General features: G+C 54.4%; 14 protein-coding genes. 11 read left to right on the top strand and 3 right to left on the bottom strand.

Annotated elements, in window-relative coordinates; genetic code table 11:
• Positions 1-20 precede the first annotated feature (20 nt).
• From gspD to ACF8PK_RS21540, 11 genes are read left to right on the top strand one after another with little or no spacing between them, the layout of a single operon-like run.
• Positions 21-2,048, top strand: coding sequence for a type II secretion system secretin GspD (gspD, locus tag ACF8PK_RS21590; RefSeq protein WP_004728448.1), 2,028 nt, complete (start codon positions 21-23; stop codon positions 2,046-2,048).
• A complete protein-coding gene (gspE, locus tag ACF8PK_RS21585; RefSeq protein WP_004728449.1) occupies positions 2,048-3,559 on the top strand; it encodes a type II secretion system ATPase GspE in 1,512 nt (503 codons plus the stop codon). Before gspD ends, gspE begins: the two co-directional genes overlap by 1 nt.
• On the top strand, positions 3,559-4,782 hold the full coding sequence (gene gspF, locus ACF8PK_RS21580; RefSeq protein WP_004728450.1) for a type II secretion system inner membrane protein GspF: 1,224 nt from the start codon (positions 3,559-3,561) through the stop codon (positions 4,780-4,782). The genes gspE and gspF overlap by 1 nt, the downstream gene beginning before the upstream one ends.
• Before the next feature lie 37 nt (positions 4,783-4,819).
• Positions 4,820-5,263 carry a type II secretion system major pseudopilin GspG gene (gene gspG, locus ACF8PK_RS21575; protein ID WP_004728451.1) on the top strand — a complete coding sequence of 148 codons (444 nt, stop codon included), beginning with the start codon at positions 4,820-4,822 and terminating at the stop codon, positions 5,261-5,263.
• 53 nt (positions 5,264-5,316) lie between these two features.
• The gene (gene gspH, locus ACF8PK_RS21570; protein ID WP_004728452.1) at positions 5,317-5,898 is read left to right on the top strand and encodes a type II secretion system minor pseudopilin GspH; all 582 of its coding nucleotides are present in this window, start codon (positions 5,317-5,319) and stop codon (positions 5,896-5,898) included.
• Complete coding sequence (gspI, locus tag ACF8PK_RS21565) at positions 5,885-6,241, top strand: type II secretion system minor pseudopilin GspI (protein WP_392443502.1); 357 nt, start codon at positions 5,885-5,887, stop codon at positions 6,239-6,241. Before gspH ends, gspI begins: the two co-directional genes overlap by 14 nt.
• Positions 6,228-6,875, top strand: a complete 648-nt coding sequence (gene gspJ / locus ACF8PK_RS21560) for a type II secretion system minor pseudopilin GspJ (protein ID WP_004728454.1) — start codon at positions 6,228-6,230, stop codon at positions 6,873-6,875. The genes gspI and gspJ overlap by 14 nt, the downstream gene beginning before the upstream one ends.
• Positions 6,865-7,881: a type II secretion system minor pseudopilin GspK gene (gspK, locus tag ACF8PK_RS21555; protein ID WP_392443500.1), complete on the top strand. Its 1,017-nt coding sequence runs from the start codon at positions 6,865-6,867 to the stop codon at positions 7,879-7,881. Before gspJ ends, gspK begins: the two co-directional genes overlap by 11 nt.
• On the top strand, positions 7,850-9,061 hold the full coding sequence (gene gspL / locus ACF8PK_RS21550) for a type II secretion system protein GspL (protein ID WP_392443498.1): 1,212 nt from the start codon (positions 7,850-7,852) through the stop codon (positions 9,059-9,061). The genes gspK and gspL overlap by 32 nt, the downstream gene beginning before the upstream one ends.
• 9 nt (positions 9,062-9,070) lie before the next feature.
• Entirely contained in the window at positions 9,071-9,580 is a 510-nt protein-coding gene (locus ACF8PK_RS21545; RefSeq protein ID WP_158141343.1) for a type II secretion system protein M, read from the top strand.
• Positions 9,577-10,335 carry a type II secretion system protein N gene (locus ACF8PK_RS21540; RefSeq protein WP_055465865.1) on the top strand — a complete coding sequence of 253 codons (759 nt, stop codon included), beginning with the start codon at positions 9,577-9,579 and terminating at the stop codon, positions 10,333-10,335. Before ACF8PK_RS21545 ends, ACF8PK_RS21540 begins: the two co-directional genes overlap by 4 nt.
• Positions 10,336-10,395: 60 nt before the next feature.
• Here the strand turns inward: ACF8PK_RS21540 and cysQ are convergent, their stop codons facing one another.
• The 3 genes from cysQ to nfuA all read right to left on the bottom strand — a co-directional run bounded on the left by cysQ (position 10,396) and on the right by nfuA (position 12,528).
• Positions 10,396-11,223, bottom strand: coding sequence for a 3'(2'),5'-bisphosphate nucleotidase CysQ (gene cysQ / locus ACF8PK_RS21535; RefSeq protein WP_004728460.1), 828 nt, complete (start codon positions 11,221-11,223; stop codon positions 10,396-10,398).
• Positions 11,224-11,246: 23 nt separating this feature from the next.
• Positions 11,247-11,795 carry an ADP compounds hydrolase NudE gene (gene nudE / locus ACF8PK_RS21530; RefSeq protein WP_004728462.1) on the bottom strand — a complete coding sequence of 183 codons (549 nt, stop codon included), beginning with the start codon at positions 11,793-11,795 and terminating at the stop codon, positions 11,247-11,249.
• Positions 11,796-11,940: 145 nt separating this feature from the next.
• A complete protein-coding gene (nfuA, locus tag ACF8PK_RS21525; protein WP_038152592.1) occupies positions 11,941-12,528 on the bottom strand; it encodes a Fe-S biogenesis protein NfuA in 588 nt (195 codons plus the stop codon).
• Positions 12,529-12,533: the final 5 nt, after the last annotated feature.

The following is a 12,533-nucleotide window of genomic DNA, read 5'->3' as shown; positions in this document are numbered from 1 at the left end:
AAAGTTTGAGGGAGTATTCTGTGAAGCATTGGCTTAAAAAAAGTGCATGGCTGTTGGCCGGAAGTTTATTGGCGACGCCGTTAGCACTGGCGAATGAATTCAGCGCCAGCTTTAAAGGCACGGATATTCAGGAATTCATCAACATTGTTGGCCGCAACCTCGAGAAAACCATTATTGTTGACCCTTCTGTTCGAGGCAAAGTGGATGTGCGCAGCTACGACACGCTGAACGAAAAGCAGTACTACAGCTTTTTCCTCAATGTGCTGGAAGTGTACGGCTTTGCGGTGGTTGAGATGGACAACGGCGTGCTGAAAGTCATCAAAGCCAAAGACGCCAAAACCTCAGCCATTCCAGTGTTGGGCGATCATGACCGTGCCAACGGCGACAATGTGATCACCCAAGTGGTGGCGGTGAAAAATGTTTCTGTGCGCGAACTGTCGCCGCTGCTGCGCCAACTGATTGATAACGCGGGCGCGGGCAACGTGGTGCATTACGACCCGGCAAACATCATTTTGATCACGGGCCGTGCGGCGGTGGTCAACCGTTTGGCAGATATCATTCGTCGCGTCGACCAAGCGGGCAATAAAGACATCGAAGTGGTGGAGCTGAAAAATGCCTCCGCTTCGGAAATGGTGCGTATCGTGGAAGCTTTGAACAAAGCTAATGATGCCAAGAATACCCCTGAATTCCTGCAGCCGAAGTTTGTCGCCGATGAGCGCACCAATTCGATTCTGATTTCTGGTGACCCGAAAGTGCGTGAACGCCTCAAACGCTTGATCAGACAGCTTGACGTGGAGATGGCGACCAAAGGCAATAACCGTGTGGTGTACCTCAAATACGCCAAAGCCGAAGATTTGGTCGACGTGCTCAAAGGGGTGTCGGACAACTTGCAAGCGGACAAGCAAACGGGTCAGAAAAGCTCGAGCGGTGCAGCGCAGCGCAACGAGGTGATGATTGCCGCGCACGCCGATACCAACTCGCTGGTGATCACCGCGCCACAAGACATCATGAACGCGATTTTGGATGTGGTTGCGCAGTTGGATATTCGCCGTGCGCAGGTGTTGATTGAAGCGTTGATTGTTGAAATGTCGGAAGCTGACGGGATCAACCTTGGCGTGCAATGGGGCTCGCTAGAGAGTGGCTCCGTGATTCAGTACAGCAACAGCGGCGCATCGATTGGCAGCGTGATGGTGGGACTGGAAGAAGCCAAAGACCAGACCACGACCGAATACTACTACGACTCGAGCGGTAACCGACGCCCATACACCAGCACCGAATCGGGCGACTATTCAAGCTTGGCCTCCGCCCTGTCGGGCATCAACGGCGCGGCCGTAAGCGTTTTGATGGGCGACTGGACGGCGCTGATCAGCGCGGTATCCAGCAACTCCAATACCAATATTCTCTCCTCACCGAGCATTACCGTGATGGATAACGGCGAAGCGTCGTTCATCGTCGGTGAAGAAGTGCCGGTGATTACCGGTTCGACCTCTAGCTCCAACAACGACAACCCGTTCCAAACGGTGGATCGCAAAGAGGTGGGTATCAAACTCAAAGTGGTCCCGCAAATCAACGAAGGGGATTCGGTGCAACTGGCGATTGAGCAAGAAGTGTCGAACGTGTTGGGGGCCAATGGTGCCGTCGACGTGCGCTTTGCCAAACGTCAGCTCAACACCTCGGTGATGGTGCAAGACGGTCAGATGCTGGTACTTGGGGGCTTGATTGATGAACGCACGGCAGAGAGTGAATCGAAAGTGCCGCTGCTGGGGGACATTCCGATCATCGGGCATCTGTTCTCATCAACCAGTACGCAGGTTGAGAAGAAAAACCTGATGGTGTTCATCAAGCCGACCATCATTCGCAATGGCGTGACCGCCGATGGGATTACGCAGCGTAAGTACAACTACATTCGCGCGGAGCAGTTATTCAAAGCCGATAAAGGCCTGAAATTGATGGAAGACAGCAACATTCCGGTGTTGCCGAAATACGGTCAAGATCGTCTTCATCCACCAGAAATTCAAGCCTTTCTCGATCAAATGGAAGAGAAGTAATGACGGACGTAGTGGCAGCGCAGGCGGTTCGCAATTTAGTCCGCCGATTGCCGTTCAGTTTTGCCAATCGCTATAAACTGGTGCTCGAGTGGCAGGATGCAGAGGCCGCGCCAACGGTGTATTACGTGGCGCCGATGTCGGTGACCTCCTTGGCGGAAGTGCGCCGCGTGGTCAAAGGAAGCCTGAATCTGATTGAACTGCAGCCGAATGAGTTTGAAAGCAAGCTCACCCAAGTGTATCAGCGTGACTCCTCGGAAGCGCGTCAACTGATGGAAGACATCGGCGCTGACAGCGACGATTTCTTCTCGATTGTAGAAGAGTTGCCACAAAATGAGGACTTGCTCGAATCGGAAGACGACGCGCCCATCATCAAATTGATCAACGCCATGCTCGGCGAAGCGATCAAAGAAGGCGCGTCTGACATTCATATTGAGACGTTTGAGAAAGTGCTGTCGATTCGTTTTCGCGTTGATGGCGTGTTGCGTGAAGTGCTGTCGCCAAGTCGGAAGCTGTCCCCGCTGTTGGTGTCGCGGGTTAAAGTGATGGCTAAGCTCGACATTGCAGAAAAACGCGTGCCGCAGGATGGCCGCATTTCGCTGCGTATCGGAGGACGTTCGGTGGATGTGCGGGTGTCGACCATGCCATCGTCGCATGGGGAGCGCGTGGTGATGCGTCTGCTCGATAAAAACGCCACGCGATTGGATCTGCACAGCTTGGGCATGACGGCGCACAACCACGATAACTTCCGCCATTTGATTGAGCGTCCGCACGGCATTTTGCTGGTCACCGGACCGACTGGTTCGGGGAAATCGACCACGCTGTATGCGGGCCTGCAAGAACTCAATAGCAACGAACGCAATATTCTGACCGTTGAAGATCCGATCGAATTTGATATCGATGGTATCGGTCAAACGCAAGTGAACCCCAAAGTCGACATGACCTTTGCCCGTGGCCTGCGCGCGATTTTGCGTCAGGATCCAGATGTGGTGATGGTGGGTGAGATTCGTGACTTAGAAACCGCGCAGATTGCGGTTCAGGCCTCGTTGACCGGTCACTTGGTGATGTCGACGCTGCACACCAACACGGCGATTGGTGCGGTGACGCGCCTGCGTGATATGGGCATTGAACCCTTTTTGATCTCCTCGTCGCTGCTGGGCGTGCTGGCGCAGCGTTTGGTGCGGACCTTGTGTCCGGACTGCAAAGAACCTTACGAAGCCGACAAAGAGCAACGCAAGCTGTTTGATGTGAAGAAAAAGGACCCACTGACGCTGTACAAGGCGCATGGTTGTGAGAAATGTAACTTTAAAGGCTATCGCGGCCGAACCGGGATTCATGAGTTGGTGCTGGTGACAGAAGAAGTACAAGCATTGATCCACGCCGAAGCCGGTGAGCAGGCGATGGAAAAAGCGGTGCGTGAAACCACGCCAAGCATTCGCGATGACGGGCTGGAAAAAGTGCGCCAAGGCTTGACGTCGCTTGAAGAAGTGATGCGTGTGACCAAGGAGTCCTGATGGCAGCGTTTGAATATAAGGCGCTGGATGCCCGTGGCAAACAGAAAAAAGGTGTGCTGGAAAGCGATAACGCGCGGCAGGCACGTCTGCGTCTTAAAGAACAAGGCTTGGTACCGATTGAAGTGGTGGAAACCAAAGTCAAAGCGGCCAAAGACCAAAGCCGCAGCTTGGGGTTATCACGTCGTGGTATCAGCACGCCGGACTTGGCGCTCCTGACGCGCCAATTGTCGACGCTGGTACAATCGGGCATGCCACTGGAAGAGTGTTTGCGCGCGGTGTCCGAGCAATCGGAAAAGCCGCGCATTCGAAACATGCTGGCGGCCGTGCGCTCCAAAGTCACGGAAGGGTACACCCTGTCAGACAGTATGGCAGATTACCCGCAGGTGTTTGATGAACTCTTTCGTTCCATGGTGGCGGCAGGTGAAAAGTCAGGTCACCTCGATGCGGTGTTGGAGCGGTTGGCGGATTACGCGGAAAACCGCCAGAAAATGCGCTCTAAATTGTTGCAAGCGATGCTCTATCCGATCGTACTGGTGGTGTTTGCCGTTGCGATTGTCGCGTTTTTGCTCGCGGCAGTGGTGCCTAAAATCGTCGGTCAGTTTGTACAAATGGGGCAGGAATTGCCGAAATCGACGCAGTTTTTGCTGTCATCCAGCGATTTCATTCAACACTGGGGCATTCAATTGCTGCTCGCGCTGCTGGTGATCATCTACGTGTGCCGCTGGTTACTGCGTAAACCGGATGTGCGTCTGAACTGGGATCGCCGCGTGATTCATATGCCGATGATTGGCAAAATCGCGCGCGGCCTCAATACCTCACGTTTTGCGCGCACCTTATCGATCTGTACCTCCAGTGCCATTCCGATCCTCGATGGTATGCGAGTCGCTGTCGATGTCATGACCAACCAATATGTGAAACAACAAGTGTTGGCGGCGGCAGAAAATGTGCGTGAAGGCTCCAGCCTGCGTAAAGCGCTCGACCAAACCAAGCTGTTTCCACCGATGATGCTACACATGATCGCCAGTGGCGAGCAGAGTGGCGAGTTGGAAAGCATGCTCACGCGCGCAGCCGATAACCAAGACACCAGTTTTGAATCGACCGTGAATATTGCGCTGGGTATTTTTACACCCGCCTTGATCGCGTTGATGGCCGGGCTGGTGCTGTTTATCGTGATGGCGACCCTGATGCCCATCCTCGAAATGAATAACTTAATGAGTCGTTAATTCGGCTCAATTTCGCCTTGTTTAACATGGAGTCTCTATGAACAAAAAAGTAAACAAACAGTCTGGTTTTACCCTGCTGGAAGTGATGGTCGTGGTGGTCATTCTGGGTATTCTGGCCAGTTTTGTTGTGCCTAACTTGCTGGGTAACAAAGAAAAAGCCGATCAACAAAAAGCGATTACCGATATCGTCGCGCTGGAAAATGCGCTCGATATGTACAAATTAGACAACAATGTTTACCCAACCACCGACCAAGGCTTGGATGCGCTGGTCAGCAAACCGTCTAGCCCTGAGCCGCGCAACTACCGCACTGGGGGCTACATTAAGCGTCTGCCTAAAGACCCTTGGGGCAATGACTACCAATACCTGAGCCCAGGCGATAAAGGCACCATTGATGTGTTTACCTTGGGGGCAGATGGTCAAGAAGGCGGCGAAGGCACCAGTACCGACATCGGCAACTGGAACCTGCAGGACTTCCAATAAGGTGGATTGGGCGGTGAGACCGCCCATGATTTGAGATGAGTTGCGGCGAAGTCATGAAGTACAAACGCGGGTTTACCCTGCTGGAAATTCTGTTGGTGCTGGTGTTGTTGTCGATGAGTGCGGTGGCGGTGATTGCCACCTTACCGGATCGACCCAATGACGAGGCCAACCGCTTTGCCGAAAGCCTATATCAGCGTTTGCAACTGATCAACGAAGAAGCGATTTTGAGCGGGATGGATTACGGGTTGCGTGTGGATGAAAAAACGCGCCGCGCTACATTTCTTCGCCTCAATGAAACTGGCTGGCAACGGCTGAATAAGCCGGGGTTTAGCGCGCAGTTACAGGCCGAAGAAGGGCTGGTGCTGCAATTTCGGGCCGGCGGCGATGTGTGGCAAGACAAGGATCGATTGTTCAAGCCGGGCAGCTTGTTTGATGACGAGATGTTTGCCGAGCAAGATGACGCCAAGAAAACGCGTCCGCCGCAAGTGTTTATTTTATCCAGTGGCGAGCTGACGCCATTTACGCTCGACGTCTACGTTAAATCGGAGACGCCGGAGCATGGCTGGCAAGTCAACGTGCAAGAGAACGGGGCGATCCAACTGCTCGCTCCGGGAGAACGTCATGCGCAGCGCTAAACATGGGTTTACCTTGTTGGAAGTGCTGGTGGCACTGGCAATTTTTGCCACCGCGGCCATCAGTGTGATGCGCGCGGTGAGCCAGCACATCAACACCATCAGCTATTTGGAAGAGAAAACCTTTGCCGCACTGGTGGTGGATAACCAGATGGCCAGCGTGATGCTCAATCCGCAGGGACTCAGCGCGCGGCAAGGGACGCAGACAATGGCGGGTCGCACGTGGTATTGGAAAGTGACGCCGGTGAAAACCGGTAACGATATTCTGGCGGCGTTTGATGTCAGTGTCGCGATAGAGAAAAAAGCCGCTCCGGTGGTGACGGTGAGAAGTTATGTGGCGAAATAACGCTGGGCGTCAGCGCCGCACACGCGGTTTCACCCTGATCGAAGTGCTGGTGGCGATGGCCATTTTTGCCAGCTTAAGCTTGGCGGCTTATCAGGTGCTCAATCAAGTACAACGCAGCAACAGTTTGTCGGCTGAACGGGAAGCGCGCCTGAGTGAACTGCAACGCGCCATCGTGATCATGGATGCTGATTTTCGCCAAATGGCGCTGCGTCGTTTTCGCACCAATGGCGAAGAGCCGGGCGACACGATGCTGCTGTGGCGCGATTACTTGCTTGATTCTGATAGCAAAGGCGTGCTGTTTGTGCGTTTGGGCTGGCACAACCCGCAGCAACAGTTCCCGCGTGGCGAAGTGGCGAAGGTTGGCTATCGTTTAAAAGATGACGTGCTAGAGCGCGTGTGGTGGCGCTATGCTGATACGCCGGTGGCTCAAGCGCCAGTGGTGATGCCACTGCTGACGCAAGTCACATCGTGGTCGATGAAGTTCTATTTTCAAGGCCAGTGGCTGGACGAGTGGACGTCGAAACAGTCGCTGCCACAGGCCGTATCGGTGACGCTGACCTTGAAAGATTACGGTGAGGTTGAACGTATTTATTTGACCTCAGGCGGCACGCTGGGAGACAGCAATGATTCGTAACCAGCGACAGCGCGGTGTGGCGTTGATCATTGTTTTGCTGCTGCTGGCGATCATGGTGTCGATTGCGGCCACGATGTCGCAGCGCATGTTTACTCAGTTTCAGCGCGCTAGCCATCAACTCAATTACCAACAAGCGTATTGGTACAGTTTGGGGGTGGAAGCCTTAGCGAAAGCGGCGATTGAGCAGAGTTACAAAGACAACGATGTGATCAGCTTGAATCAGCCTTGGTCACAGAAAGATCGCAGCTATCCGCTCGATTATGGTCAGGTGACCGGCAGCATCATCGACCGACAGGCGTGTTTTAATCTCAATGTGTTTGCCAATGTGCCAGCGACCAGCACAGGCACCACGCAAGCTTACGTATACCGCGTTTGGCGAGCGTTGCTCGATGATCTCGACATCGACAATTACCAAGCGGAAAGCATTGCTGGGGCGACGTGGGATTACATCGACAGCAATGACAGTGTGAACTCGGTCGGTGGGGTTGAAGACAGTTACTACGAGTCGATGTCGCCGGCCTATTTGGCGGCCAATACGCTGCTCGCTGACAGCAGCGAACTGCGCGCCGTCAATCAGGTGAGTGGCGAGGTGATGCAAAAACTCGCGCCTTACGTGTGCGCACTGCCGATGGATGACTGGCGACTCAATATTAATACGTTGGCACCGGAGCAAGCCAAGTTGCTGGCGGCAATGTTTACGCCCGCACTCAGTGAAGCCAACGCCAAAACGGTGCTGGAAAATCGCCCGTTTGATGGTTGGAGCAGCGTGAATAATTTTATGGCAGAAGCTCAGATCGCCGAGCTGGATAGCACCTTACGCGATGATGCGCGTGGCTATTTGTCGGTCGACAGCCAATATTTTGAACTGGACGCACAGGTGAAAGTGGATGAATCCCGCGTGCGCGTTCGGAGTCTGTTTTTTAGTAGCAATAAAGAAACTGCAACGGTGATACGCCGTCGCTTTGGAGGAATCAGTGAGCGAGTTTCTGACCGTTCGGCTGAGTAGTCAACAAAATGCCGCCATTCCTTGGCTGGTGTGGTCGCCGCAACAGCAGGCGGTGATCGCCAGTGGTGAAGTGGCCGGAATCGAGCAGCTGGATGAGCTGGCGCCGTATGCTGCGCAGCGGTCAACGCTGGTGCTGCTGGCCGCCAGTGATGTGGTGCTGACGCAGGTCGAGATTCCTTCTGGTGCCAGTCGCCAGTTGGAGAGCATGCTGCCATATTTGGTGGAAGATGAAATTGCGCAAGATGTCGAAGAGCTGCATTTTAGCGTGTTGAGCAAAAGCGGCGGTGTGGCGCACGTGGCCGGCGTGGATCGCCAATGGTTGCAATCGTGCTTGGATACGCTCAAAGCATTGCAGTTCGACGTCAAACGCGTGCTGCCCGATGTCCTGGCTGTACCGCAAGCCGATGGCCTCGCGGCATTGCAATTGGGCGACGAATGGTTGGTGCGCAAAGGGGACTTGGCGGGCTTAAGCGTCGAAACGCAGTGGCTGCCGCTATTTAGCCAATCCGATTGGGTACGAGAGGGTGAGGCTTGGTTACCGCTCACAGCTTACACGCCGCTGCCTGAACTGGCATTGGCTGAAGGGCAGGTGTGGCACACCGAAGCGGCAGATCTGGTGATGCAACAGCTGACCCAAGAGGCGTTGCGCAGCAAAATCACGCTACTGACCGGTGAATTTGCGCCGAAATCCTCGTGGTCCAAACATTGGGGCGTGTGGCGTAAGGCGGCAATCGCAGCCGGTTTGTTGCTGGTGGTCGCGATGGGATACCGCTTTGTGGAAGCTTATCAATACGAAACTCAGGCGCAGCGGTATCGCGCGGAGAGTGAACGCATTTTTCGAACCATTTTTCCTGATAAGCAGCGCATTCCGACCGTCAGTTATCTCAAACGTCAGATGAGTGATGAATTGGCGGTGTTGTCGGGTGGCGGCAGTGGAGAGCATGTCCTGGGCTGGCTGAGCAAGTTGCCCGACACTCTGCGTAGCGTGCGCGCACTGCAAGTGCAGAGCCTGCGATTTGATGGCAACCGCGGCGAAGTGCGTTTGGAAGCGAGCAGCAAAGATTTTCAAACCTTTGAGCAAGCGCGCGTCAAACTTGAAGCGCACTTTACGGTTGAGCAGGGCCAGTTAAGCAAAAATGGTGATTTGGTGGTGGGGTCGTATGTCCTCAAACGCAAATAAGGGCAGAACATGAAGAATTTACTCGGCCCACTTCAAGCGTCGCTGCAGACTTGGTGGAGTGGCATCAGCCAACGCGAACAGCGTTTGGTGCTGATGTGTGGCGGCCTGCTATTCCTAGGGGTTTTATACTGGGGCATTCTCCAGCCGCTACAACAGCGCAGTGACGCGGCCAAAGCACGCATCGTGTCTGAGCAGCAGTTACTGCAATGGGTTCAATCCACGGCGGATGACATCGTGGCGTTGCGGGGTCAAGGCGGTGTGGCGCGCACGTCGCAAACACTCAATCAGGTGATCACTAACTCCACGCGTCAGTTCAACATTGAGTTGATTCGAGTTCAGCCTCGCGGTGACATGATGCAAGTGTGGGTTCAGCCGCTGCCGTTTTCTCAATTGGTGGCGTGGATTGCGTACCTCAAAGAGAAACAGGGTGTGGATGTTGAATATATGGATCTCGACCGTGGCAAAGTGTCCGGTGTGGTTGAGGTTAAACGGCTGCAATTAAAACGGGGCACGTCATGAAACAAGGATTAAGCTTTGTCGCCCTATTTGTGGTGGTCTTTGTGGTGAGTGCCATTGTGCATTTGCCAGCCGCGGTGGTGATCAAAGCGGTTCCCCTGCCTGCAGGGCTGGAACTGCAAGGTGTGCAGGGCCGTTGGTGGCAGGGCAGCGCGACTCAGGTGCGTTGGCAACGCAATCAGCTTGGTGCGTTGAGCTGGCAGTTGCAGTGGTCGTCATTGCTGAGCGCGAAAGCGAAGGTGGCGGTGCGTTTTGGTCGCGGAAGCGATTTGGATGTGCGCGGCAAAGGCGTGATCGGTTACGGCATGTCTGGGCCGTTTGCCGAGGATGTGGTGCTCTCGGCCCCGGCGACAACCCTCATGCAGACGCTTGCGCTGCCGCTGCCAATCAGCGCGCAGGGCCAAGTGGAACTGACCGTGCGTGATTACCAATACGCGGCGCCGTGGTGCGGTGCGGCCAACGGCACATTGGTATGGGCGCAAAGCATGATGGGGTCACCGTTGGGGGATCTCAGCATGGGGCCGGTGATGGCCGATGTCACGTGTGACAATAACGTGGTGACAGTGAAAGGGGGCCAGCAGAGCGCGCAGGTCAGTAGCGAATTCAGCGCAGAGTTGAATGCCAAACGCCGATTTAATGCGCAAGCTTGGTTTAAGCCGGGGGCCGAGTTCCCCGCCGCGATGGCGGAGCAGTTGAAGTACCTGCCGCGTCCCGATGGTCAAGGCCGCTTTCAATTTTCCCGCCAAGGGCAGTTATAACCGTGCAAACAATATAACCGTACAAACAAAAGGGCGAGTTCATCTCGCCCTTTTTGCTCGTTAATCTTTCACCTTGAGAATCTGATCCCACGGTAAGTTGGCATCGCCCAGTACAATAAAGTTCGGATTTTCCAGCGTATCCCGCTCATTGTAGGACAACGGTTCTAACTGCGTGCTGAGAATGCGCCCGCCCGCTTCTTCGACGATGCACTGTGTCGCTGCGGTGTCCCATTCTCCCGTTGGCCCTAGGCGCAAGTAGCAGTCCACGGCGCCTTCGGCGACCAGACACGCTTTGAGCGCTGCCGAGCCTAGTGGCACCAACTCATAGTTCCATTGGCTGCTTAAACGACTGGTGATGCGGTTGATGTCCTGACGGCGGCTGATGGCAATTGCAATCGACTGCCCCGGCAGCTCATGCGTGTGGGTTTCAATACGCAGGCTTTCCGACATGTCCGGAATCTTCCACGCCCCTTTGCCGCTATACGCGTAGTACGTGACGCCAGAGACCGGGCCGTACACCACGCCCATCACCGGACGGTTATTCTCAACCAACGCGATAATGGTGGCGAAATCGCCGCTACGGGCAATGAATTCTTGTGTGCCATCGAGCGGGTCCACCAACCAGTAGCGTTGCCACGTTTCACGCGTGGTGAGGCTGATATTGGCGGCTTCTTCAGATAGCACCGGAATGTCCGGTGTCAGTTCACTCAGGCGTTCGACCACCAGTTTGTGCGCCGCCAAATCGGCGCTGGTGACGGGGGTTTCGTCGCTTTTGGTGAACGCTTCGTAAGATTTTTTCTCGTAAATTTCGAGGATCAATTGCCCAGCGGAACGCGCGATGCTAATCACATCGGGCAATAAGTGAGACAGATCTTTGGCGGTAGGCATACTCTTTCCTTTAGCGCTGCGGGTCAGGATTGCAAGTGGCGCAGCGCGAGCAATAGTGCAGTGATGCTGCGAGCTTCGCTAAAATCTAAGTGAGTCAGCAACTCTTCGGCTTGAGCGAGGGGCCAGCGCACGAGTTCCAGCGGCTCTGGCTCATCGCCTTCCAATTGTTCTGAGTATAGATCCTGAGCGATGAAGAGGGTCATGCGGCTGGAAAAATACGATGGCGCCAACACCACATCTTTCAGCGGCGTCAGCGAGTGCGCGCCAAACCCGATCTCTTCTTTGAGTTCGCGCACAGCAGCTTCTTGCGCCGATTCGCCCGGGTCAATCAGCCCTTTGGGAAACCCCAGTTCATAGTTTTCAGTGCCTGCGGCGTATTCGCGCACCAGCAGGAGATCGCCGTTCTCGGTGATGGGCACCATCATCACGGCGTTGCGGCCACTGGGCTTCATGCGTTCGTAGGTACGTTGCTCACCATTCGAAAAACGGAGGTCGAGCGCCTCGATGGCAAATAGTCTCGATTTGGCAACCGTATTACGGGCCAAAATCTCCGGTAATGATTTAGATGGCATACGTTAACTCCTTCGCATTCAAATGTTTTCCTACTATATGAGAAAAACGGATGAGTGAACATATTACTCTTTATCTGCAACCCTGCGTACAGGCGCAGAAAATAAAAAAAGCTGATGCACGCATCAGCTTTTTTCGGTTGGGGACTCAGTAGTATGAGTGCTCGCCTCGATCGTGTTCGGTGGAATCGCGCACCGCGGTCAGCTCACCTTCGAACTGCGCCAGCAGTTCTTTTTCAATGCCTTCTTTGAGCGTGACGTCGACCATCGAACAGCCGTTACAACCGCCGCCGAACTGAACCAGTGCTACGCCGTCGTCTGAGATTTCTAGCAGTTGGACGTGACCACCGTGGCCTGCAAGCTGTGGGTTCACTTGAGTTTGAATCGCGTATTCCACGCGCTCCATCAGTGGCGCATCGTCAGCCACTTTACGCATTTTGGCGTTCGGGGCTTTCAGCGTCAGTTGTGAGCCCATTTTATCTGTCACGAAGTCGATCACGGCTTCTTCCAAAAATGGCAGGCTCAGCTCATCCACATACGCAGAAAAATCGCTGTATGTGATTTCTGTATCGGTAGCTTCCACAGCCTCAGGCGGGCAGTACGACACGCCACATTCCGCATTTTGAGTGCCCGGGTTAACCACGAACACACGAATGTTAGTACCGTCTGGTTGCTGAGCAAGCAGCTTAGCAAAGTGAGACTGGGCAGATTCTGTAATAGTAATAGGATTTGACACGACGA

The sequence above is a fragment of the Vibrio sp. CJQ_6 genome (genome assembly GCF_043106745.1).
GTDB classification, from domain to species: domain Bacteria; phylum Pseudomonadota; class Gammaproteobacteria; order Enterobacterales; family Vibrionaceae; genus Vibrio; species Vibrio furnissii.
This window is presented reverse-complemented; position numbering and strand designations above follow the sequence as displayed.

Coding starts and splice junctions, on each gene's coding strand:
- gspG (WP_004728451.1), top strand. CDS start 4,820: ATGAACAAAAAAGTAAACAAACAGTCTGGTTTTACCCTGCTGGAAGTG.
- gspJ (WP_004728454.1), top strand. CDS start 6,228: ATGTGGCGAAATAACGCTGGGCGTCAGCGCCGCACACGCGGTTTCACC.
- gspH (WP_004728452.1), top strand. CDS start 5,317: ATGAAGTACAAACGCGGGTTTACCCTGCTGGAAATTCTGTTGGTGCTG.
- gspF (WP_004728450.1), top strand. CDS start 3,559: ATGGCAGCGTTTGAATATAAGGCGCTGGATGCCCGTGGCAAACAGAAA.
- ACF8PK_RS21540 (WP_055465865.1), top strand. CDS start 9,577: ATGAAACAAGGATTAAGCTTTGTCGCCCTATTTGTGGTGGTCTTTGTG.
- cysQ (WP_004728460.1), bottom strand. CDS start 11,223: ATGCCTACCGCCAAAGATCTGTCTCACTTATTGCCCGATGTGATTAGC.
- gspK (WP_392443500.1), top strand. CDS start 6,865: ATGATTCGTAACCAGCGACAGCGCGGTGTGGCGTTGATCATTGTTTTG.
- nudE (WP_004728462.1), bottom strand. CDS start 11,795: ATGCCATCTAAATCATTACCGGAGATTTTGGCCCGTAATACGGTTGCC.
- gspI (WP_392443502.1), top strand. CDS start 5,885: ATGCGCAGCGCTAAACATGGGTTTACCTTGTTGGAAGTGCTGGTGGCA.
- ACF8PK_RS21545 (WP_158141343.1), top strand. CDS start 9,071: ATGAAGAATTTACTCGGCCCACTTCAAGCGTCGCTGCAGACTTGGTGG.
- gspE (WP_004728449.1), top strand. CDS start 2,048: ATGACGGACGTAGTGGCAGCGCAGGCGGTTCGCAATTTAGTCCGCCGA.